This window comes from Exiguobacterium sp. UBA7533 (genome assembly GCF_002479335.1).
GTDB lineage: Bacteria > Bacillota > Bacilli > Exiguobacteriales > Exiguobacteriaceae > Exiguobacterium_A.
Genome location: NZ_DLMP01000005.1, coordinates 448,793 through 470,117, shown reverse-complemented (window position 1 = coordinate 470,117; position 21,325 = coordinate 448,793). Strand labels below are relative to the sequence as shown.

The 21,325-nt window shown below is 41.7% G+C and carries 27 protein-coding genes; 22 read left to right on the top strand and 5 right to left on the bottom strand.

Annotation, left to right across the window (positions count from 1 at the left end):
* Positions 1-79: 79 nt before the first annotated feature.
* The 3 genes from B2U10_RS10020 to B2U10_RS10010 all read right to left on the bottom strand — a co-directional run bounded on the left by B2U10_RS10020 (position 80) and on the right by B2U10_RS10010 (position 2,872).
* Positions 80-1,972, bottom strand: a complete 1,893-nt coding sequence (locus B2U10_RS10020; RefSeq protein WP_056060914.1) for a glycosyltransferase family 2 protein — start codon at positions 1,970-1,972, stop codon at positions 80-82.
* Between the two features lie 175 nt (positions 1,973-2,147).
* A complete protein-coding gene (locus B2U10_RS10015; protein ID WP_056060917.1) occupies positions 2,148-2,534 on the bottom strand; it encodes a hypothetical protein in 387 nt (128 codons plus the stop codon).
* 98 nt (positions 2,535-2,632) lie between these two features.
* On the bottom strand, positions 2,633-2,872 hold the full coding sequence (locus B2U10_RS10010; RefSeq protein ID WP_056060920.1) for a hypothetical protein: 240 nt from the start codon (positions 2,870-2,872) through the stop codon (positions 2,633-2,635).
* Between the two features lie 240 nt (positions 2,873-3,112).
* Between B2U10_RS10010 and B2U10_RS10005 the strand changes: the two genes are divergently transcribed.
* From B2U10_RS10005 to B2U10_RS09915, 19 genes are all read left to right on the top strand, one after another.
* The gene (locus B2U10_RS10005) at positions 3,113-3,652 is read left to right on the top strand and encodes a hypothetical protein (RefSeq protein ID WP_056060922.1); all 540 of its coding nucleotides are present in this window, start codon (positions 3,113-3,115) and stop codon (positions 3,650-3,652) included.
* A 29-nt stretch (positions 3,653-3,681) separates the two neighbouring features.
* Complete coding sequence (locus tag B2U10_RS10000) at positions 3,682-4,338, top strand: hypothetical protein (protein WP_056060926.1); 657 nt, start codon at positions 3,682-3,684, stop codon at positions 4,336-4,338.
* A gap of 30 nt (positions 4,339-4,368) precedes the next feature.
* Positions 4,369-5,079 carry a DUF2750 domain-containing protein gene (locus B2U10_RS09995; protein ID WP_082478650.1) on the top strand — a complete coding sequence of 237 codons (711 nt, stop codon included), beginning with the start codon at positions 4,369-4,371 and terminating at the stop codon, positions 5,077-5,079.
* 106 nt (positions 5,080-5,185) lie between these two features.
* A complete protein-coding gene (locus tag B2U10_RS09990; RefSeq protein WP_290787258.1) occupies positions 5,186-5,770 on the top strand; it encodes a hypothetical protein in 585 nt (194 codons plus the stop codon).
* A 42-nt stretch (positions 5,771-5,812) separates the two neighbouring features.
* The gene (locus B2U10_RS09985; RefSeq protein ID WP_290787254.1) at positions 5,813-6,985 is read left to right on the top strand and encodes an SMI1/KNR4 family protein; all 1,173 of its coding nucleotides are present in this window, start codon (positions 5,813-5,815) and stop codon (positions 6,983-6,985) included.
* 10 nt (positions 6,986-6,995) lie between these two features.
* Positions 6,996-7,484, top strand: a complete 489-nt coding sequence (locus B2U10_RS09980) for a hypothetical protein (protein WP_290787251.1) — start codon at positions 6,996-6,998, stop codon at positions 7,482-7,484.
* Positions 7,481-8,113: a hypothetical protein gene (locus B2U10_RS09975; RefSeq protein WP_290787248.1), complete on the top strand. Its 633-nt coding sequence runs from the start codon at positions 7,481-7,483 to the stop codon at positions 8,111-8,113. The genes B2U10_RS09980 and B2U10_RS09975 overlap by 4 nt, the downstream gene beginning before the upstream one ends.
* A gap of 22 nt (positions 8,114-8,135) precedes the next feature.
* Positions 8,136-8,618, top strand: coding sequence for a DUF2691 family protein (locus tag B2U10_RS09970; RefSeq protein ID WP_290787245.1), 483 nt, complete (start codon positions 8,136-8,138; stop codon positions 8,616-8,618).
* An 88-nt stretch (positions 8,619-8,706) separates the two neighbouring features.
* Entirely contained in the window at positions 8,707-9,093 is a 387-nt protein-coding gene (locus tag B2U10_RS09965; protein ID WP_290787242.1) for a hypothetical protein, read from the top strand.
* 20 nt (positions 9,094-9,113) lie between these two features.
* The gene (locus B2U10_RS09960; RefSeq protein ID WP_290787240.1) at positions 9,114-10,118 is read left to right on the top strand and encodes a DUF2716 domain-containing protein; all 1,005 of its coding nucleotides are present in this window, start codon (positions 9,114-9,116) and stop codon (positions 10,116-10,118) included.
* Between the two features lie 14 nt (positions 10,119-10,132).
* On the top strand, positions 10,133-10,300 hold the full coding sequence (locus B2U10_RS09955; RefSeq protein WP_290787237.1) for a hypothetical protein: 168 nt from the start codon (positions 10,133-10,135) through the stop codon (positions 10,298-10,300).
* 7 nt (positions 10,301-10,307) lie between these two features.
* Positions 10,308-11,072 carry a hypothetical protein gene (locus tag B2U10_RS09950; protein ID WP_290787234.1) on the top strand — a complete coding sequence of 255 codons (765 nt, stop codon included), beginning with the start codon at positions 10,308-10,310 and terminating at the stop codon, positions 11,070-11,072.
* A 27-nt stretch (positions 11,073-11,099) separates the two neighbouring features.
* Positions 11,100-11,534 carry a hypothetical protein gene (locus B2U10_RS09945; protein ID WP_290787231.1) on the top strand — a complete coding sequence of 145 codons (435 nt, stop codon included), beginning with the start codon at positions 11,100-11,102 and terminating at the stop codon, positions 11,532-11,534.
* A 174-nt stretch (positions 11,535-11,708) separates the two neighbouring features.
* Entirely contained in the window at positions 11,709-12,326 is a 618-nt protein-coding gene (locus B2U10_RS09940; protein ID WP_290787228.1) for a hypothetical protein, read from the top strand.
* Positions 12,327-12,357: 31 nt separating this feature from the next.
* Complete coding sequence (locus tag B2U10_RS09935) at positions 12,358-12,753, top strand: hypothetical protein (RefSeq protein WP_290787225.1); 396 nt, start codon at positions 12,358-12,360, stop codon at positions 12,751-12,753.
* Positions 12,754-12,798: 45 nt separating this feature from the next.
* Complete coding sequence (locus tag B2U10_RS09930; protein WP_290787222.1) at positions 12,799-13,179, top strand: DUF5412 family protein; 381 nt, start codon at positions 12,799-12,801, stop codon at positions 13,177-13,179.
* Positions 13,180-13,277: 98 nt separating this feature from the next.
* Entirely contained in the window at positions 13,278-13,985 is a 708-nt protein-coding gene (locus tag B2U10_RS09925; RefSeq protein WP_290787220.1) for a hypothetical protein, read from the top strand.
* A 41-nt stretch (positions 13,986-14,026) separates the two neighbouring features.
* Positions 14,027-14,596 carry a suppressor of fused domain protein gene (locus B2U10_RS09920; RefSeq protein WP_290787218.1) on the top strand — a complete coding sequence of 190 codons (570 nt, stop codon included), beginning with the start codon at positions 14,027-14,029 and terminating at the stop codon, positions 14,594-14,596.
* 91 nt (positions 14,597-14,687) lie between these two features.
* Positions 14,688-14,993 carry a hypothetical protein gene (locus B2U10_RS09915; protein ID WP_052169499.1) on the top strand — a complete coding sequence of 102 codons (306 nt, stop codon included), beginning with the start codon at positions 14,688-14,690 and terminating at the stop codon, positions 14,991-14,993.
* 913 nt (positions 14,994-15,906) lie between these two features.
* Here B2U10_RS09915 and B2U10_RS09910 read toward each other — a convergent pair.
* Both B2U10_RS09910 and B2U10_RS09905 read right to left on the bottom strand, forming a co-directional pair.
* Positions 15,907-16,506, bottom strand: coding sequence for a DUF624 domain-containing protein (locus B2U10_RS09910; protein ID WP_035408312.1), 600 nt, complete (start codon positions 16,504-16,506; stop codon positions 15,907-15,909).
* A 29-nt stretch (positions 16,507-16,535) separates the two neighbouring features.
* Entirely contained in the window at positions 16,536-17,660 is a 1,125-nt protein-coding gene (locus B2U10_RS09905; RefSeq protein WP_290787214.1) for a GntR family transcriptional regulator, read from the bottom strand.
* Between the two features lie 372 nt (positions 17,661-18,032).
* On the opposite strand from B2U10_RS09905, the gene B2U10_RS09900 reads away from it, so the two are divergent.
* The 3 genes from B2U10_RS09900 (at position 18,033) to B2U10_RS09890 (ending at position 21,255) form a co-directional block, all read left to right on the top strand.
* A complete protein-coding gene (locus tag B2U10_RS09900) occupies positions 18,033-19,376 on the top strand; it encodes an ABC transporter substrate-binding protein (RefSeq protein WP_290787691.1) in 1,344 nt (447 codons plus the stop codon).
* Positions 19,377-19,443: 67 nt separating this feature from the next.
* Positions 19,444-20,340: a carbohydrate ABC transporter permease gene (locus tag B2U10_RS09895; RefSeq protein ID WP_035408306.1), complete on the top strand. Its 897-nt coding sequence runs from the start codon at positions 19,444-19,446 to the stop codon at positions 20,338-20,340.
* A gap of 72 nt (positions 20,341-20,412) precedes the next feature.
* Positions 20,413-21,255, top strand: a complete 843-nt coding sequence (locus tag B2U10_RS09890; RefSeq protein ID WP_082478680.1) for a carbohydrate ABC transporter permease — start codon at positions 20,413-20,415, stop codon at positions 21,253-21,255.
* Positions 21,256-21,325 lie beyond the last annotated feature (70 nt).

The window sequence follows — 21,325 nt, the reverse complement described above, 5'->3', positions numbered from 1 at the left end:
ATCTAGCACATACTATAGCATACTTTGTTGGAATAATAAGGAACCTAGGGATGAGATCTCTCTATCCCTAGGTGTATTGTTACGCTTCGTTGATTGGTTGAACGAATGATTGATTGGCTGTGATGTAGGTATCCTGAGCCGTTTTCAAGCGCGGTGTTCCTTTCGATGACAGGACGACCTTCTTAATTTGAAGCACCGTATCGGGTGTGTTTTTCGTAGGTAGTTCATTTTTAAAGTCACGATCGGCGTACTGTTTACATGTTTTCAGAATTCGGACCGTTTCCGGTGGCACTGTCAGATAGGTCTCGTCATCAATCGCAGGTGGGAGATGGACATATTTTTTATTTGCCGTGACGTAAGCACCATCAGCCGTGACGAGTCGTGGTGTACCAGCAAGCGTCAGTTGTAGATCGGTGATCGCCAGGAGTTGCCCGACTTCAAGAGCCGTCTGCTTGCGTTCGAATTCGAGGTCATCATACAAGAAGGCTTTCTCGAGTACGACGACTTGCGTCGGTGCTTCGACATGATACTTCGTCGCGTCGATTTTCTGTAACGGTGATTTTTGTTCCGCGGGACGAAATTCGACTTTGAGTTGCTGATAATGCAAATGCATTCCGTCGACGCTGCTCGGTAATGTCATCCGCACGACGAACGGATGATAATCGTCACGGATCAGCATCAATTGGAATGGATGCGAATGCCGTTCGAGTGCCTCTGTCGGAATGAAAAGTTCGGTCCCGTCGATATGGAATGGAACGTCGATTTCCATTGTTTCGTCGTTCGGCGCAATCAAGAGGACACGAGTGATCGTAGTCGTCTCGTCTTTCAGCACGTGCACGATTTCATAGAAGACGTCATCGACGAGTCGTGTTCCGGCGTACGTAGCGAAGAAGGGTACAACGATTGGTCCGAGGTGGCTCAACGAAGCAGGCATTTGGTAATAGAGACGGTTCTCCGATGTATAACGCCGTGCTTTGTGCTTTTGAACGAGCAGCGTGATGAAGGTGACGAAGCTGTCATAATCTTCTTGCTGAAGCAAGGCATACTGTTTTTGGAAGATGTCATCGAAAATGAAATCCGCTGGATCTGCATTATGGCGTTCAAAGATGGCAATCATTTTACGGAATAGGTCAAAAAAGGTCTGCTGTTGTGGGTGTTCAAGGAAACGTTTGTTGTTGAACAGTCGGGATAAGAAGTCCATCTCAATCAACCGACTCAAAGCATGCGTTTTAGCGACTGCCGGAATATCAAGTGCGAGCGTTTTCTCAAGCACTTGTAAATTAAAGGTCGTCTTCTCGAAAATACTTGTTTGTCCGACTAGCGAATCATTCATCGCGAATCGATTGACGTGATAGACCGGTGCCGGATTCATCGAAGCGGTCTGACATTTTGAGATAGCTTCAAAGAAGAATAGTTTATCTTCACCGAACTTCATCGGGCTGAACCGGATGCCATGTTCGAGCAAGACGGAGCGCTTCAGGATTTTTCCCGGAGGTCCGACCGCGCGGAATACTTTGTCGATTTCATACGGGACAAGTTGATTAGCAGTCGTAAATGATGCGAAGCGACCAACCTTTTGAATCGACGTGTCCGTATGTTTGATCGTTTGACCAAATGCGATATCGGCATCGTTCGCAACGGCTTGCGCGACGAGTTGAGTGAATCCAACCGAATCAAGACGATCATCAGCATCTAAGAACGTGACGTATGTGCCTGTCGCCTCTTCGATTCCGACATTTCGTGGTTGCGCAGGACTGCCCGTATTTTCAGGAAGTTCGATGACGCGAATGAAATCCATCGTTTTTGCAGCCGTGTGGAGAATCGATAAAGACTCGTCCGTCGAACCGTCATCAACGAAAATGGCTTCAATTGTTAAATGATCAAGTGTAAGTGCCTGAATCGACTCGATACATGTCGAGAGATACGTCGCCTTATTGTATACAGGAATGATAATTGACACGATTTTTTCCAACAGGAATTCCCACCTTAAACAAAATATTAAAAAAATACCATCTGAACTGTACCATAAAACGGTTGGCTACATGAAAGAGAAAAGTAAGAAAACGCAAAAATAGTCGATGACTCCATTAAAGAATAGAGTCAACGACCATTTAGACAATTAACAAATCAGCCTTATAGGATTAGAATTACTTGATTCCAATGTTCTCAAGGTATTTTTTTTCAGAGGCATCGATTTTACGACTGATTTGTTTCGTGTAGGACTTCCGCGCGTAAGTTGATCCGTCTTTCTGATAAATGGCTCTTTCGCCTCCAGATGATTGGTCGTAATAGATTTCCATAAGACCTTGATCCTCATAAACGATGATGCCCGTTTCACCGGTGTTTCGCTTTAGTTGTCGGTTGTCCTGTTGCTGCTTCAAGTACTGGTTTTCCGATTTAAAGACTTGATTGATGGCTGCATCATATTTCTGTTTTGCTTTCTCACTCGTCGTATTTCCGTCTTGATCGTAATCACTACATCCCGCTAGAGTGACTATCGAAAATAGCAGTAAAGATAAAAGTTTGTTTTTCAAATGCGAATACCTCCGAAGTACACGTTTTGTATTACCGATAGTGTACATCAAGGCAACACTTCATATGTAACGCACTTGAGAAAAAGGGAAGTGGTCCATTATAGTTCGATGGCATCGATGACACCTTCAGGATACTCCCAGACATTGCCTTCGATGAGCCATTGATGATGGCAGTTCGGACAAGCGACTTCCGAAGAGAAGTCATATTGGATTTCGACACCTAAGCGCCGTTCTTCATACGCTACACTATGTAAATCTTCAATGAGAATTTCATCCTTGAATTTCTCGCGACAACGCGGACATTTGAATTTCGAATAATGACTGATGACCGTATCCATTCGATTCAACTCCTAAATAAAGAATAAGTACCGTATAAAGTATAATGATAACGCTTACATAAAGGTATTTAAATTTTGAATTGTAATCAAAATGGAATATATCATATGAATAAATAAAAATTCCCATAAATGGTTATGGCTTTTATAATGAAGAAGAGAAATTGAGTTTTCAAGAAAACAACAAATGACAAGAAATTATAAATTTCATCGACTTATTACTTAAAGGGATCGTGTGACAATATGCAACTCATTAAACAAATCGACGGTCATAATCATTTTTGGTTGTTCGAGAAGGATGGACGGACCCTTTACACGTTTCACGGCATTATGGGGGAGCGGTTAGAAGAACCAATGAGCGAGCAGAAGTTCTCGCGATTTTTCAATCTGGATGCTTACATTCGGGAGCTCGTAGCTGAGAAAGAAAAAGACGGTTACTCCGTCGTTCAAGAAGCAGATTACTATGAGATTGTCGTCGAAATCTTTTGTCAGGATACAGAATATGACGTCATCTTTAAGCATCGTTCGAATATCGAAGACGACCTTCATACATTTCTTTTTCAAATCGGCAACGGTTATTTTGTTGAGGATGATTATGGTCCGGAAGCCATCGAATTCGTCCTTCATGTCCTCGACCCATCTCAGATCGTCCAACCCGTCATTGAATATTTTAAGAAACAGTATGGAGTGACACGGCTTCGGATGGGGCAGGCAAAAGTTCATTATGGCAGACGCTTGACTGGGCTCTATCCTGAAGGGAAAAACTTTAACCGAAAAAATTGAGCAATGACGACACAGATAGGAGGAACAGTATGAACGAGCTGACGATCGATGAATACTTTTTTCAGTCGAAGAGTATCCAACGTATGCTTCAGACATCCGAAATCAATGTGCTTGGTCACTTGCAAACTATCTACGAAATCATGTGTTGTGACCGTACAATAGGTAGCTTTACGAGTGAATTGACGGAGGAGGTATTGTATGACACGCTAGTTCGCTACAATCATTTTCCTTTATATATCACGACAAATTTTGATGAGATTAGAGAAGATGAGATGCACCTCTTAGAACGTTTAAAATCGCGACCATTCGTATGCCACGAACATCCGCGGTACGAAGGCGATCATCGGCGCACCAGTTTTTACTGTTGTATCGAAGTGTTGAATGCGAACGATCTGCGTTTCGTCTTAGAAGAGTCCTTTTTTCGAGCTGCCTATAGTGAAACGTTCCTCATCACGTTCGCTCGCCCCACGTTTGAGTTGAAAACCTCTGGAAAATGGATCTTTAAAGAAGCGAAATACACGCATGTGATTGATGCACGCGATAGATTACCGTTCATCCTTCCGTCACATGATGCGCTCGGTTTCATGTGGTTTTCGAATGGAGATGCCTTTCAAAACGTCGATCAGCTACAAGCGATTTTACCAACGGATTATCAGATTGATCATGTACTAAATACCTTCGAATAATTCAATTGAAGACAAAAGGAGTCATACAGAATGACATATCAGAATGGATTACCTGGTGTTACAGAAGAGAGACTACAAGAGGTAGAAGCAGAGCTCGGCTTCGAGCTTCCGAAAGAATTACGAAACATATACAAGCGCGAAAACAAATTTAGCGTCGGTGACTGGGAGTTTCATCCGATCAAGGACGAGCAGCATATCAAACGGACATGGGATGACCTTGTTCGTGTCAATTTGACAGAGGCAGATGAGTATCCAGAAGGGTTCTTGCGGATTGCGGCGGACGGAACGGGTGACGAACTCGGGTATCAATTTCCGGACACAAAGACGATCGTCTGGTGGGATCATGAGGAACAAGAGCTGTTTCCGATAGCAACGACACTTAAAATGTTCATAATAAAGGAACAGAGTGCAGAACAAGCAGAACTTTTCATAGAGACGGCTCTTGAGATGGGTGCTGTCTATGGTCTGTCGAAGTTTGAACAGTCGGGCTGGGCGTATTGTCCGTCGAATCAAGAGGAAACGGACGTGCTGTTATTCTTTTCGACGGAAGCAGGGGCGAAAGCGTTGCAGATGAAGGAATGGGCGGACTATCATCTAATTCGCTTGGATCTGGATCTGTTCATGGATGGCTGGTTACCGAACATGATTGACGATGGACTATATTGTGGGTTGAACTGGGGAACTGAGCTCGTCGGAATCGAACTTGATCCGGAAGATGTCCTAGCCGATTTAGAAGGTTAATAGGATTTGGGCGTTTTGAAACAAGTCGATAGAATGTCAGATGTGTGGCGTATCTATCGCTATGGATAAAAGAAGATTAACTTAATGGATTAAGGATGATGAAAAAATGATTGTCACACTTAGTAAGCAAGTGGATGGCATCACCTATTTCTGGTTTATGTATCGCGATGGTCGAACGATTCAGATGTATCACGGTGTCACCGAGCAATGGAAACTCGATCAGGATGTCAGTGATTCAATGGAAGAACGATATACATTTCGGCGTCAAGCAAAACGAAGACTGAATGAATTGATTGTAGAGAAACAGGCGGAGGGATACAGACAAGATGATATCTACGGGATGCAACCTGGACGAAAGGAACGCGAGAAGTTTCGACGACGGACATCGTGGTTCGCCTATCTACTTATAGGACTAGGTCTGTTTCAGTTCGTGACTCCGTTTACTATTTTGCCAATTGTCGTATTAGGTATCGGTATCATTCTGATGTTCTTAGCATTCCTCAGTAAAAATCAATTGCCGATGTGGATACGTATCATGTGTTTCGTCGATTATTTCTTGATGCATATCAGCTTTCGGCAAGAACAATATATTCCACATCTATTTCCGATTCTATCGATTGGAACAGGGATGTTGTTATGGTTCTATCTTTTCAAAAAACAACACATCAAATTAAAAGCATCGTCTGAATAAAAATGAAGGCTACATATAAATGGATCTAAGGAGTTATAAATCATGAAAAAACTAGGCACGTTTACAAGTCGGGAAGGAAATCTGATCGTCTCGGATCCGGCTTTCCTTGAGCCGGATATTGAGTACAACGTGACAATTCAAGTTGAACAAGGTTCGATTTGGACGGTCTTCTATGACGAAGATGAGTTTGAATCAATCAATTTGCTTTACTTAACGGTGAACGAAAAAACGAAGATGGCTCCATTCGATTTCGAGCCGTTATCCGATCTAGTCGTTGTTGATTCAGCGCAGCTCGTTGTCATGAACACAGCTGATTACGGGAGACGGGAAGCCATCGACTGGGAGATTCGAAATACCTTGGAGTTCGACGAAGAAATCGACCCGTTCTATATCGCAATTTCAGACGAAATGATGGAAGACGAGATCTTCCTGTTTCCGTTCGGTGTCGCCGTTCAGTTGATGGGGAACGGACACTATGAAGTCCTCGTCCGCCGAGAAGACGGGAACGTGACAGGCATCGCGATCGTCCTCGGAGAACATGAAGCTTTTGAAGAACACGATGACGAGGAAGAATTATCGCTGGAAGACGTCGACGTACCACGACTAAATCATCAGAACACTGCTTTGCCTGACGATGCCTTTCTTACGAGTATCCTTCAGGCGATGCGATTATTTTATGTGAACGATCAAAAATCCTTGAAGTACAGTATTCCGATTGAAGGTCAGAAGGTGGAGCACAAACTGTATTTGTATGATTATTCATCCTCCATTCAAAACTATCAAGTGGCAGTGGAAAGTCCCTGTCCAGAAGCTCGTATCCAAGCATTCGAGACCGATCATTTTGCAATTCCGGAGTGGTATAAAGATATTTTGAGAGTCTGTAACGGTGTGCGTTTTGCCGAAGAGTTGAACTTATACGGTATTCCGTTGACGAGCTGGAACGGGTTATCGCATGAGATCCAAGGCAATCTCTCCGTCAGTCTCGAGGAATACGCGTTAACCGAGTTCGATGCGATTCGCGACAAGTATTTCTTTTTTGGATCGTCGTTTAGACAGGATGAATATTATGCGGTATTGAAAGAGCGTCCAGACGAAGCCGTCTATTGCTTCGACTACAGAACGTTGAAACTCAAACGCCAGGCGACGACTTTCCAAAAGATCGTTCGTGATGCATGGTGCGCTTGTAATCTCAAAGCATTTCATAAAAGAATTTGAGGATGATCTCATGAGAACAATCTATTTGCGTGAAGACTTACTCGCACTCGAAGATCCCTTTGAATATGAGGTGGGGTTACCGATCCGAATCAGAGAACTTCCGTCTTCTGTCATCGAAGAGAAGATTCTGGATAGCCGAGAACAATTGGATCGTCTTCTGAAAGATGGCTATACCTTGGTCATCCAGAAACCCCGAATTCCGAACGCTCCCGTATTTGCGGGGTTACCCGTGATAGCGGAGAATACGATCATGAAATTGTATATCTACGAGGCGAATTGTTGTGAGGATGCGTTATGGGATGTTTTGTCTGAGAATGAATACGATCGGCACTGTGCTTATTTTTTATTGAAGAAAATCGAAGGTGTCAGATTCGAATTGGCTTATACGCAACCATCACAACAATCACTCATCTTGGTACGAATCAACTCGTGTATCTACAGTTTGAAACGTATCAAAGCGTATCGTGTCAGTGGGATTGAAAAAGGAGATTTTTCATGAAAACGTATATCGAAGAGCATAGCGATGCGACACGTATCTTCCCTTGGCTTGCGGATGCGAGCTCATCAATTCGTTGTCTATGTGTGGTCGGTGAGATGCTCCTGTTTCCAGAAGAAATCGTCCAGTTCAAACAAATATGTAGTGAAATGTTCCGTAACGAGCTAAGGCAAAAGCATGAGCTGAGCACTTATCGCTTTTATTTAGTAGTGTGTGCCGGAAATGGGTTCCAGTCCAAAAGAATCTTTGATTACTACAAACTGTGGCGTCTACTCGAACGAGAAGAGATGCTTGATGGCTTCACATCCCGAATAGAAGTACCAGTCCAAGTTGGAGAAGAACCGTATTACGTTGGGATTGCTGAATTTGGTCTCGAACAGCTTTCGAGAGCCATTGAGATGATTAGTAATTCTCACTCTATGTATACCATTGTTTGTGCGAATTATGCTCGCCCGTCACACTGTCAGGAGTTACTTGATCAGGTGCTTGACTTCGGCTTAACAGAGTGTGGAGGTTTGCCAGTCGTCGAGATGGTCACGACATTGACCGCACAAGGTTATGCCGTCTGCACGTGGGGAAGTTCGAGTGAAGAACAGGAACTTCAGTGTTTTCATATGGCAGCCTTCTTATAACAAGGTAGAAAGAGGGAATTCGATGAGTCTGCGTGGCGTATCGTTTGAAATCCCGAATGAACCGGGACGCATCTTGCTCGACATATTAAGTGCGATTGAAATGAAAGCGTATGATTGGTTTCTTCGTAATTTTGATTTTCCGATCCAAACCATGGATGGGGACTTGTATGACAGTTTAGAAGAGTTTTCAATCGATCGGATAGCTACAGGACATGAACTAGCGAAATGGCTAAGGGGACCAAGCAATTACCTGATTTTTGCTGAATTGTTTGCTTTTCAAAGTGGTCAGACTGAAGAAGTGGGAATGACGTATGAGTGGTTTCAGAAAAGCAATTGTCACATCGCGATTTTGGTATATGACTGTACGTACGTCGATATCTATTGTAAGGAGCAGCACGTATCCGAAGCGTTTTATAAGAACGCCGTGAGACGTGGATATACCGGAATCAAGTGGGTGACCGATGATAATGATCCTCGGACTCGGTTGTCGGTATGGTCAGAATAAGACACTGTTCAGACGAACAGATGTAATCGGTAAGCGTTCAAGATGAGAGATATGAACTACGAAGTGTTGATAAAAGGAGAGAAAAATCATGAATCAAGAGATGGAAGAATTCGTTCAAGCAGTCCATCGGACGGTCGTTCAGGACGGTATGGCAGATTATAAGGACATCTATGAAGAAGAAGTCGATCCAAACGTCAATGACTATACGGCCTGCATCGCGTTTTACCAACAGGCGAGCGAAGCGGATCAAAAACGAATGAGACAGATGATGGAACAGACGATCATCGATACGGTTTCGCATGTATTTGGCATCATCGATGGGAGTTCAGGACTAAATGGATCTGCGCTTGAAGCGAAACTGGCACTTGTCCGAGTCGACGAAGCAGGAGATCCGGTCGAGACCGTAGAGACAGATGGTGCATTGCAAGATACGTTTTTAGGATACATAGAAGATCGTGACTTGAACGCATTGTGAAGGAGGGAGCGAAACCACTCATGATCCAACTGACAAAACAAAGCGGCTCGGATACACTCTACCAAACAATCTATACGGAGGGACGCCTCATCATTCAACATCAAGGAATCGTTGGAGAGTGGGTGAGAGCGGAAGACATAGGACAGATGCGTGTCTCGCGCTTCAAACGATTAGGTGTACAGATTTTGCAGCTGATCGAGAAGTTTGAACGTCAAGGCTATCGCGAGCTGAACGAGGCAGATTACCGGGAACTAATCGTCCAGTTTCCTTATGACGAGGGTCAGGCAGAAGCAGCATTCGAGCGTCGCCATATGATGGAAGAGATAATCGATGAAGGTCTGCTTCATACAGGAATCGGCTACTGTGAAGGGGGAGATATAGGAAGTGGCACGACGAATATCTTTTACTATGTCCTTGATGTCGAGGCAGCCGTTTCTCTGATTTTTGAAGGGATAAAGGAACATGATGTGCAAGGCGAACTGATCATCGCGATATCAGAAGGAGAAGCGTACACCGTTCTATACCCTGAAGGAATGACGTTCGATCTGATTGGTGAAGGGAAACCATGGAGCTGGATTCCGATGACGCAAGCCGAAGACGAGAAGGTATGGCAAGTCATTGATCAACAATTTCAATTCTCGCCTAGTACGACGGTTTTCCCATCATACCATGCCCCAAGTCCGTTCATTACATATGAAGTGGATTACGAGAAACGAGAAGAAATCGAACGAGAACTAGGACGTATTCTGATCGAGCTGACTTTTGAAGGAGAACGCGTCATGGCTCTCGATTGGAATCATCAAGGGTATTGGATCGACCCAAGACGTCCGTTTCTTCGAAATGAAGAAGGAGACTGGATGATTCCAGCAGTTCCAGATGGCGATTACTCCTTTTTCATCGCCCGAGATTTTCGCTGGGGATATCTCGGTCATCCGTGGGAGGGAAGTATCACGTTGTTTGGAGAAGATATGATCTCTGCGTTCCAAGGGACAGACATTTTTATGAATGAAATCAGAAGAGGATAAAAGGGGGACAGGAAGTGAGAACACCATACGACGAGTATCAAGAAACAGCATTATGGCAGATCATCTCGGAGACAATCAATGAATTAATCGACTATGATGATCTCGAAGAACGGACGACGCATGAACATATTGTTGGCTACCTCTATAGCAAACTAGAAGGTCGGATGAAAGATGAAAAGTAAGAATAGGATGCGATTTCAACGAGACGAATGGATTGATGTGTTCCGGGAACTGCTACCACGCGACGATTGGCAAGACCTCGTCCGTCTTCAAGTAAGTCAGCATTCGTATCCGTTTGAAGTGAAGTTACTAGAACGACCACTCAAGCAGAATCCAAATATTCATGATTTATCGGATTGGACGGTTCGTTCCCACTTCATCATGACAGATGCCGCGCAGCTTGACCGATTTCTCGAACATCTTGTCATCGAACAGCAAGAAATGGCGACTGAAGCAGAGGTGACACTCATCGTCCAAAAACAAGGACAAGGAATCGTCCGGGTCACAAACGATTGTGTCTCGATGTATGGAGTCGCATATGAGGAGCTCGATGATGCTGGAACAGAATATGAGAACTTTTTTGATGCGATTTTACCACACGCCACGTTTCCGGTCGAGGTCGTCTTTTGTGGTCGGGATGTTTTAGATAATGATGGTTCAATTCACGTGTTGACGTTGCATGATTCCAATTGGCAAGCGGTATTTGAAGAACATTTATTGCATTTACTGAATCGAAAAGAAGTGACGACAGGATTATTTTCGAAATATGCACGTCCCGCGCGTCAAACGCTTGAGGACTTTATGTCTGAATTCTCGTTATTGATGGCGTATAACTTCATCGTTACTCGCGATGCGATGGATCGATTTGGCATGCTCGATCACTTTTGTACGAATGGAAAGATTGCGCATTTTGGAAAGGCAGACGATCGAGAGACGTCTTTCAAGAAACAATGAAAACTTCACACATAAGGAGGAAACACAATGAGCTTAGCGTCATATATCTGTATGGAGAGACAAATTCCTGATCAGTATCTCAATTTGGATGAAGAAGATGAAACCCTTCCATTATACATCGGCCCCTGTTTTGCGGATCAAGACTGTCTATATGAAGTAAAAACGAGGCATTTTCATAAATGGTATGTATATGAAATTTCGAGTCATTGGGGCATCGAGATCGTTGAACCTTTTGATTCCAGCATTTCAAAGGGGTCAAAGGAAAAGCTGCGTTATCTGTTTACGTTCATGAATGACTTCTTAGACGAGGGTGAATCATTTGAACTGTATACCTGTTGGATTGGGGAAGAGTCCTATCCGCAAGTGAAAAGTATGACGTTATCATTGGCACTTGATCAGTTAGAAGACATTGAGATTCCTGAAAGAACGCATATTTTAATCACGAAACAGAGTGAAAACTAAGAAGCCGCTGATTCATAGCGGCTTTGGTTTAAAAGGTTCACTTTGAAGTTTGAAATGACAAAAGTAAGACGGTAGTTAATTAAAAAAAGAGAGTAGTGCCAGTAATCGAATAGAAGCACTCTTTCCAGACGATAAAATCGGCGGTAATAAAGTGATTGAGAGAGGAGTGGCATCGTGTTATATGTCTATTTTGAGAAGCGTATGGATCACGCACAAGTGTTTAAGGACAGATACTTGTACGTTGATCGACCAGAACGTATCGACTTCATCTATTCGATGGGTTGTCTACCGGATATGGAAACTAAAAGAGACTATCAAGGCGATTCAAATCGAGTCTTAAAACAATTTTTGACGCGTCTCAATCGCTACCCGATTTTCGTCACGTTCGGTGGAGGTTTTACGGACGAGGAGGTCGAGCCGTTTTTTCAAAAGCACGATCTATCGTATACAAAGGTTCGACCAAATAAGAACTTATACTATAGCGTTCAGGTGCATGATGCGAGCGAACTTGAGCTATTGCTAGATGAGACCTATTGGTATGGGGCTGTGAATGAAAACTTCTTTATATCGTTTACGAATTTCTTGACGTTTGAGCGGAGAATGGTCAAAGGATGGTTTTTCAAAAAAGAACGTATCGTTCCTGTCATTCGTGCGACAAAAGAGATGTCATTCATCACGATGGAGCATGATTTCATGGGCTATTACCTGTTTTCGAATGAAGCTTGTTTTGATACTGAAGACAAGGTAAAAGCGTTTCTTCCGAAAGGAGACGGCATCGACTACTATGATTGACATCCGGTCGGATGATAAAAGGGAGGACATCATGTTTGGAATTAGTACAAGTTTAAAAGAAATGCCAGAAAATGAAAAAGAGATTCTATGGTATCCGAGTAACGTCCAACGCTTTTTGAAAGAAGACTTCGCAAGGATATCTAATCGTTGCGATCTCTTGATTAATCTCGATCCTTACACTGATAAGTTGTTTGGAGCGAGAGAAGTGAATGAGTTGATCGGAGTTTGCGAACTACTTATTCAACGATATTGCACACCGAAGGAAGCGTGGATGATGAATCAAGCGAATTATTATGCGAATGAGCCGTGGGTGATGCATCAGTCAGACAAACGAGTAATGGAACTGCATCAATTTTTAGAGTTGCTGAAGCGAATATGTATCGCATCTGTCTATCAGAACGCATTGATTTGTTTTTGGGGCGACTAATCGTTTGAATTTTGATGAATATATAAAAATTGGAGTTTTTGAAAAGTGAGAAAAAAGTTAAAGATAACGGGAATCATAGCAGGTGTAAGTCTTTTGATATATGTCGTGTGGACGATCTATCGACTATTTTTCTTAGTTGATATCAATGTTGTTCCAAAAGAAGAATATATCTCAAAAAGTACATCGCCCGATCAAGCGTATACGGTTCGCTTTTACCGCGCAAATGGTGGTGCGACGGTGGATTATGCAATGCTCGGCATTATGGAAAATAAGAACGGAGAAAAGCGTAGAATGTACTGGGAGTATCCTTGTCGCGAAATAAAAGAAGTGAAGTGGACGAAGGATACGGTGACAATCAATGGCACTAAAATCAAGATATGGAGTCAAGTGTACGACTTCAGAGAGGGCATATACGAAGCAGACTAAGAGGAACATGAGGATGATGATATGCATTCAGCAAATTAGAATATCAAATCCATTACATACACTCATTGAATTCATTTTACATGACAAGGAGCCAATTCATGAACTACCTATCTGCAGGATATTATCTTATCCTACCAACCCTTCGAAAGGAGTACATGGATAAAAAGATTGTTCCTGAATCCGTCCTATCCGTAAGTGAATGTATCTGTACGCATTATCCTGATATCAGTATCTTATGGGGAAACTCGGAAGTAAAGAAAGACCGTTATATGGAGCAACTCGGTCTTTCATCTAACACCTTTCAGTTACTTGAAAAATGGATAGAAGAACATCGGAAGACAGGAGATGTGTTGTTTCCTCAAGTGTTCTCTAACTTAGATGCTGCGCAAACGTTCGTAGATCGTTTTTTGAATCATCTTCCTGACATACGCCTCATCAGCATCGGTTTGCCCAAACAGTATAGAGTGGATTTCCTTGATGACGTAACGGCTTTTAGTAGTAAAAATCCTGAGCCTTATGGAGTAGAAAAAATCTTGCAACGGCAACTTCCAGTTAATATGGAGGGAGCCCAAATAATCGGGTACGAAGTGTTGGGATTTGACTCGGGATTGTTCCATTCCTATTTATGTAACGGGCTAGAGCATGATTTCAGTCAACAGTTTAACTTTTCGATAAACAGTCGCGGATTGATCCATACGTTCGAAGAAGCGGATCGTTACTCAGATTATTGTAATGAATTAGGCGAGGCAACAGAAGCAGTCTTATGGCTTCCGTGGGCGATTTTTGAATATGAACGCAGCAATTAGAAGCAAATAATCATAAATTTTATTTAATGGAGGTTGATTTAATGAACTATCTTGATCATTTAGAAAAGCATTGTGGAGAATTCACGGAAGCATTTCCAATCGAGGAACTTGAACAAAAGAACGTCCAAATCTTGAAATTCAAAGATGCGCCATTTAAGGAAATCTATACGATTGCATCCCTTGGATTACTTTTTCATACACTTCGAATGGAAGACGGTTCACTGATGCATCAAGAAATAATGATGTCAGCGGAACAACCAGACGTTCAGGATGAGATCATTTTTCTACTCTGGCAATTGGCTGAATACGCGATGAGAACAGGACATGCATTTGATGCAGCAGAATACTATCCACTCCCTGAAGGAATATTTGAAAAGTATCAGTTCTCATCTGTTTATGTTACAAGTCCTGTGTACTTTGATGAATCTTTCTGCCTATTTGAAACAGATTCTAATGTTGGGAACGAGCCTGACACAGTATTGCCAGTATTGTTCGTACCGATTTTTGAATCTGAGGAAAAATATATTGAAAAACACGGAGCGGATCGATTTGAAAATCTTTTATTTGAGACAGATGAGTTAGTAGATTTTAACCGTAAACCACTCGTATAAATGGTTACTGATAGTTATTTGAAAGACAAAACATCAATCATACATGATCTGATTGAAGATCTTAGAGGTTTAGAGAATAAAGGAGAATCAAATGAAGACGCCTCGTATACATGACATCATATCGAAATTAGAATCGGTTTTAGAAAATCAACTACCAAGGGAAGAAGCTTCAGAATGGGCTTACAAATGGATGATGATATCAGAAAATGAAGAGGGTTTGGAGACTACAGATTACGATATTTTAGTTTTCCAAGGCTTAACTAAGGTGTATGGCATGGACATGCTCAATAGTCCTACCGAATATCTTCATTGTGAGGAAGATATACGCGACTGGGTAAAGGAACTCCAAAATATCGAAAACCGTTATCATCAGAAGTGTAGAAAAAACTTCAACTAAAATTTTGATTATATCGCGCAATTACAGTAAACGATCTAGTTTCTTTGCAAAAGAAAGCTAATTTATCGGTTGTCACGTAAGGGGGAAGAAACTGAAGATTTTTGTGTTGACTCTTCTGATTTTTCATTAATGAATTATGTGCTTGAAATCGTCAAAACGTATGGCAGGGATGTATTCTCGCCTCTATCGCCCATGCTATCTTTGTCGCGAATAACCCTGATTTTGCTTATGAGCATTCGTGTGATGGTGATCATTACAGTAAGAATGATGGTCAAGGCTGTAGAGGAACAGTAACATTTGGACGAACAATTTTTTTAGCGGGCTTTCGAAACGAAGAATTTTTTAAAGAGACTACAGAAGCGAACAATTTACTAATCGTAGCTCCAGAAAAGCAGAAAGACTTGCTGCAGATGATACTTTTCAATATCTATTAGATGATGTTGAAGGAGTCATTCTCCCAGTCGTTACTACTGTCTTATGGGAATATATTTATGTACTAAGCCATGAAAAAAATACTTTTATTTCTTCTATATCAAATGTGGATGAAATTGTTCTAGGTTGCTATCTATACAAACTTAAGATTAGTAATAAAAATGAGTTGTACGAGTATATAAGCTTGATTTATCTAGACTCATTTAATGGATACAGTATGGTTATTTCAACAAATAAAGATATATGAATTTCTTAGTTCTACTACAGAAACATACTTTCTAACATTAGGTCACGATGGAGATGGTTTTGACTTTATAGCAAATTATAAAAATCACCCATACAAGTATGTAAAAATAGTTGATGAGTAATTAAAGAGAGCTCTCGATGATCGAGAGCTCTCTTTATCTTGATGTTTTAAAATTAAAATTCATACTAAGAAAACAGATATGTTGTAATTGTGAGAGCTCTGATCCAACAACGATTAAGATTCAAGCATCACGCGATCCAATTGATGCAAATACAGTTTGGTAGTAAGAAAAATAACAAATGAAAAGCCGAACAGTAAATAAAGTGGTGATTGATATGTTAAGACACTCAATGTTGCTAGTAGAAGAAATGAAAACAATAAAATGTATCCATAGCGTACTAGACTAAAAAGGGCTAGCTTAAGGGCATCCCTTTTTTTCAAGTCGTAATGCGAGAGAATCGGAAATAAGAAAACGGAAATAGCCAAGAAGAACAGACTGACGATTGAAAGACTCGTAAATAAGAAAGTCTGTCCTGTCTCTAAGTGACGAATGATTAAAAAATCAAAAAGTAAAAACAGTAAGATGAAGGTCCACAAAATACCGAATTTAAAATGGGACTGCATCGCTTCTTTAAAAAAACGAATGTAGGCTCGAAAAACACTGTAATCTTGATGAACTGACCACTGTCTTGTGACAGCAGTTAGTGCATAAAGAGCTGGGAAAATCGTGATGACTGGTAAAAGGGTGATAAAAAAAATGAAGTTCAACTGTACGAGTCCAGTAGTGAATTCAAGTAGTTGGAATAGTTTGTTTTGTTCGTGTCTTAAGTTCATAAGTACCTCCCTCGAAGTTCTGCTCAAAATTAACTAGATTTAGATTCGAGACGATTAAATGGTGCTGTTGAGTTACGAATAATTAATTCCGGTTCATAAATGTGAGATGGAGGGGCTTCTTTTTTCTCCACCGCTGCGATAATCCGTTCTGCTGCAGCGCGTCCAAGTTCTTGTTTCGGGTGAATGATCGAAGTCAACTTCACTTCCGTTGCCACTGCAAGTACGGAATCATCATAACCCACGAGAGAGACATCTTGAGGAACAGATAAATGTAGCTTCCGTAACTGATCCAAGACACTTAATGCCAATTGGTCATTGTAACAAACCACAGCACTCGGCCGATGCTGTCCATTTTCAAAGAGACGTCCAATCGAATCATAAAAACTTGGAATTAACTCTTCCGTTGTATAGGTAATGATTAATTCTGGCTCTAAAGGAATGTTGTACTCACGAAACGCACGAAGGAATCCACGCATTCGATAAACTCCCTGTAAATCATCCGTCTTAAACAAGCCCATGATACGTTCGTGACCAAGGTTGATTAGATGTTCCGCTGCTAAAAATCCACCTCTTTCGTCATCCATCATAAGATGAGGAGGCATTAGTTGAGAGTAATATTGGTTGATCATCAAATAGGGAATGTTTTGCTGCTCAAGTTCTAGATAGTATTTGATGTTCGGATTATAGTTACTACTTTTCGTGGGTTCAACAATTAATCCATCAATTTGACGATCTAACATCATTTCGAGGCATTGACGTTCTTTGTCTACATCATTGTTTGTGCACGAAAGTGTCAGCGTGTACCCTTTTGAAGCTAAATGCGATTCAATTCCTCGAATGATAGATGGAAAGATGTAATCAGACATATACGTTGTAATGACACCGATGTTTTTTCCATTATTAGCACGTTCAGTTATCTCAGCTTCTAGTGTAGGAAGTACTTGGGAGCAGTAAGTTCCTGATCCTTGTTCGCGGTACAGGTATCCTTCATTTACAAGTTCTCCAACTGCTTGACGAATCGTGTGGCGACTAACTTTAAAGGATTGTACAAGCTCACTTTCAGGAGGAATTTTTTCGCCTGGACGTACTGTGCCATCTTTAATCCAATCGAGAATATGATCTTTAACGATACTATATTTTGTCCGTTGTGCCATGAGGCGTCCCTGCTTTCTCTCTTGTAACAGCAAACTTATCCGTACAAGATGTGATAGTACTTACATATTAGCAAATATTTGTCCGGTTTGCTATGGATTTAAGAGAAAATCAATAGATATACTAATTAAATGTACGTACAAAAAAGAAATAAATGACAAAAAATCGAATTGACATGTCCGAATGTGTGTAATAGACTCAAATTGTGCAGAAAACGCTTTCATTGTTCATTTAACTTGTTTTAATTGTCTTTCTTATAGCGTTGTGTGGGCTTCGCTATAAAAAACATTGTTTTTACTTAAATAAATATGTACGTACATCTTAATTCCGCTTTGACACTGAAAACTAAATCAATGGAGGAATTCACAATGAACATTAAATCAAAGAAAATGTTTGCGCTAACCATGACTGCCTTGATGACTACATCGATAGCATTAGCTGGTTGTTCGGGAGATGGCAAAAGTGCTGACGGGAAAGTCGAACTCACATTCATGTTTCGCGGGAATCCTGAAGAATTAAAAGCGTACAAAGCAACAGTAAAACGATTTGAAGAAGCCAATAAAGACGTTAAAGTGACAATGGTACAAACAGCTCCAGATCAATATGATACGAAATTAAAATCTGCAATTGCAGGACGGAAAGTGCCAGATGTCTTCTTTTACAATCCGGCTCAAGTCAAAGCTTACGTGAACTCAGGTGTACTACTAGATATTACAAAGAACGTCGAAGGATCGAAAGACATCCAGTTAGAAGACATCTGGAAAAAAGGGGTCGATAAGTACCGCTATGATGGAAAGGTACTTGGCAAAGGGGCTATATATGGTCTACCCAAAGATTTAGGACCATTTGCGCTTGGCTATAATAAAACGATGTTCGAGAAAGCGAAGGTACCGCTTCCGGATAAGGACAAACCGTACACATGGGACGAATTCATTCAAGTAGCTAAAAAGTTAACGAAAGATACGAATGGCGATGGGAAAATGGATCAGTACGGTACAGGATTTAATGTGAACTGGGCATTGCAACCGTTCGTTTGGAGCAACGGAGCAGATTGGATCAACGAAGAGGGAACGAAAGTAACGATTGACGATCCAAAATTCATCGAAGCTCTCCAATTTTTCGTAGACCAGCAACTAAAGCATAAAGTAACTCCATCAATCGGAGAATCACAAACACTCGATACCTATCAACGCTGGATGAAAGGACAACTTGCGTTTTTCCCTGTTGGTCCTTGGGATATGGCAGCTTTTAAAGATCAATTGAAGTTTGAGTATGACCTTCTTCCGTGGCCAGCGGGATCAACAGGTAAACCAGCAGGGTGGGTCGGCTCACTCGGGATTGGTGTAGGATCAACGACGCAACATCAAAAAGAAGCAACAGAACTAGCCATGTACTTATCTGCTAACCAAGAAGGGCAACAAGCTTTAGTGGATGCGCAAGTTCAATTACCAAACAGCATGGAAATCGCAAAAACTTGGGTGGAGGACACATCAATCAAGCCTGCCAACAAACAGGAATTCCTTGATTTGATTAATGATTATGGACGTGGTCTCCCGGCAGAAAAAACGTATACTGCTGAATGGTATGACGAGTTCTTCAAAAACATCCAGCCTGTACTCGATGGAAAAACATCAGTTGAAGATTATGTAAAAAAAGAGCAACCGAAAATGCAAAAGTTGCTAGATGATGCCATCGCACAAGAGAAACAGGCGAACTAACTAGAGATGATGATTTAGGTGGCGTAAGTCGCCACCTGAATCTCTAGCGTAGAAAGGATGGAAGACAATGAAGACAAAACCGATTCCCAAGTTATATCGTACGGAGCAACGGTATGCCTATCTATTCGTTGCGGCTCCGGTGATTGGGTTCTTTCTATTTGCGTTAATTCCGTTAATGTATTCCTTCTATGGTGCATTCACGAACTGGAACGGACTCGGACAAATGAAGTTCATCGGACTAGAAAATTTTATTAATGTGTTTCAAGATGAGTATTTTTATAAAGCCATGTACAACACGCTGTTCATGATGATCGGGATTCCAATTGGCATCGTATTAGCACTTCTCCTTGCCCTCGCGTTGAATCGAGGGATTTTTGGTACTAATACGTTCCGCGTCATCTATTACATTCCCGTTATCTCTTCCATCGCGGCTGTCTCGATTTTGTGGCAGTGGGCATATAACGGTGATTATGGTTTGGTGAATCAGTTCTTGGACTTGATTGGTATTGATGGTCCGAACTGGCTCCAAAATGCCAATACCGTTAAGCCGGCATTGATCGTTATGGCGATTTGGAAAGGTCTTGGCTATACGATGCTCTTGTATTTGGCAGCCTTGCAGAGTGTACCGCGTTCGTATTATGAAGCAGCAAAATTAGATGGGGCGAATGCGTGGCACTGTTTTTGGTATATTACGCTCCCAATGGTTAAACCGGTCACCTTCTTCATCATCGTGACGAATATTATTGGTGGGGCGCAAATCTTTACGGAAATCAACGTCATGACACCAACAGGGGGACCGGAGTATTCCTCTGCTTCTGCCGTCTTCTACATTTGGCAAAAGTCCTTCGGAAACTTCCAGTTGGGCTATGCTTCAGCGATGGCACTCGTTCTCGGTCTTTTCATTTTCATCGTTACCTTGTTCCAATTCCGTATGAACGAAAAATCATCATTTGACTTGGATTGAGACATTCATACCTTAGAAAGGAGAATGACCATGCAGTTAGCCCTTACCCGTAAAAAAGAAAAAGTAGAGACGATGTCCGTGAAGAAAAAAGATCGAATTACTGATATATTCGTCTTCATCTTTCTGACGATGGGTGCAATCGTCATGATCGCACCATTATTGTGGATGGTATCGACCTCTCTGAAGTCAAAAGATGAAGTGTTTTCCCTTCCACCGGTTTGGATTCCCACAGACATATCGTTCAATAAGTATATGGAGATTTGGAATATGGGTCCGCTGTTGTCTGGTATATCGAACAGTCTGATCGTCGCGTTATCTGTCACGATCGTTGGAACGTTCACCTCGAGTCTTGCGGCATTCGCGTTCGCTAAGTTGAATTTCAGAGGAAAAAATAAAATCTTTCTTCTTTTGTTCGCATCTGTCATGATTCCGTATCCTGTCCTGATGATTCCGCAGTTTATGATGTTCTCGGAAATCGGGTGGGTCGATACCCTTCTTCCGTTGATCGTACCTGGTTTGTTCGGGAATATCTTCATGATTTTCTTCTTACGCCAATTCTTGAACAGTATTCCGAATTCTATCATCGAAGCGGCTAAAATTGACGGTTGTTCCTATTTTCAAATCTTTTATAAAATCGTCTTTCCATTGATCAAGCCCGCTGTAGCTGCACAATTGATTTTATGGTTCATGGCGATTTGGAACGATTATCTCGGTCCGATTCTTTATCTCAATTCTCCCGAAAAACAAACCCTGCAATTGGTCATCGCCAACTTTAATGCATCCTATGCTATTCAAAGTGATTATCCGTTAATCATGGCCGCGTCTGTTGTCGCCTTATTACCAATGCTGATCGTCTTCATGATCTTTCAAAAACAAATCATCGAATCGATTGCCATTTCTGGCGTTAAAGGTTGAGCTGTAACGAAAAGATGAAACACCCGTCTTAAGTAAAGGCGGGTGTTTGTGATTAAAGGAGGAAAAAAAC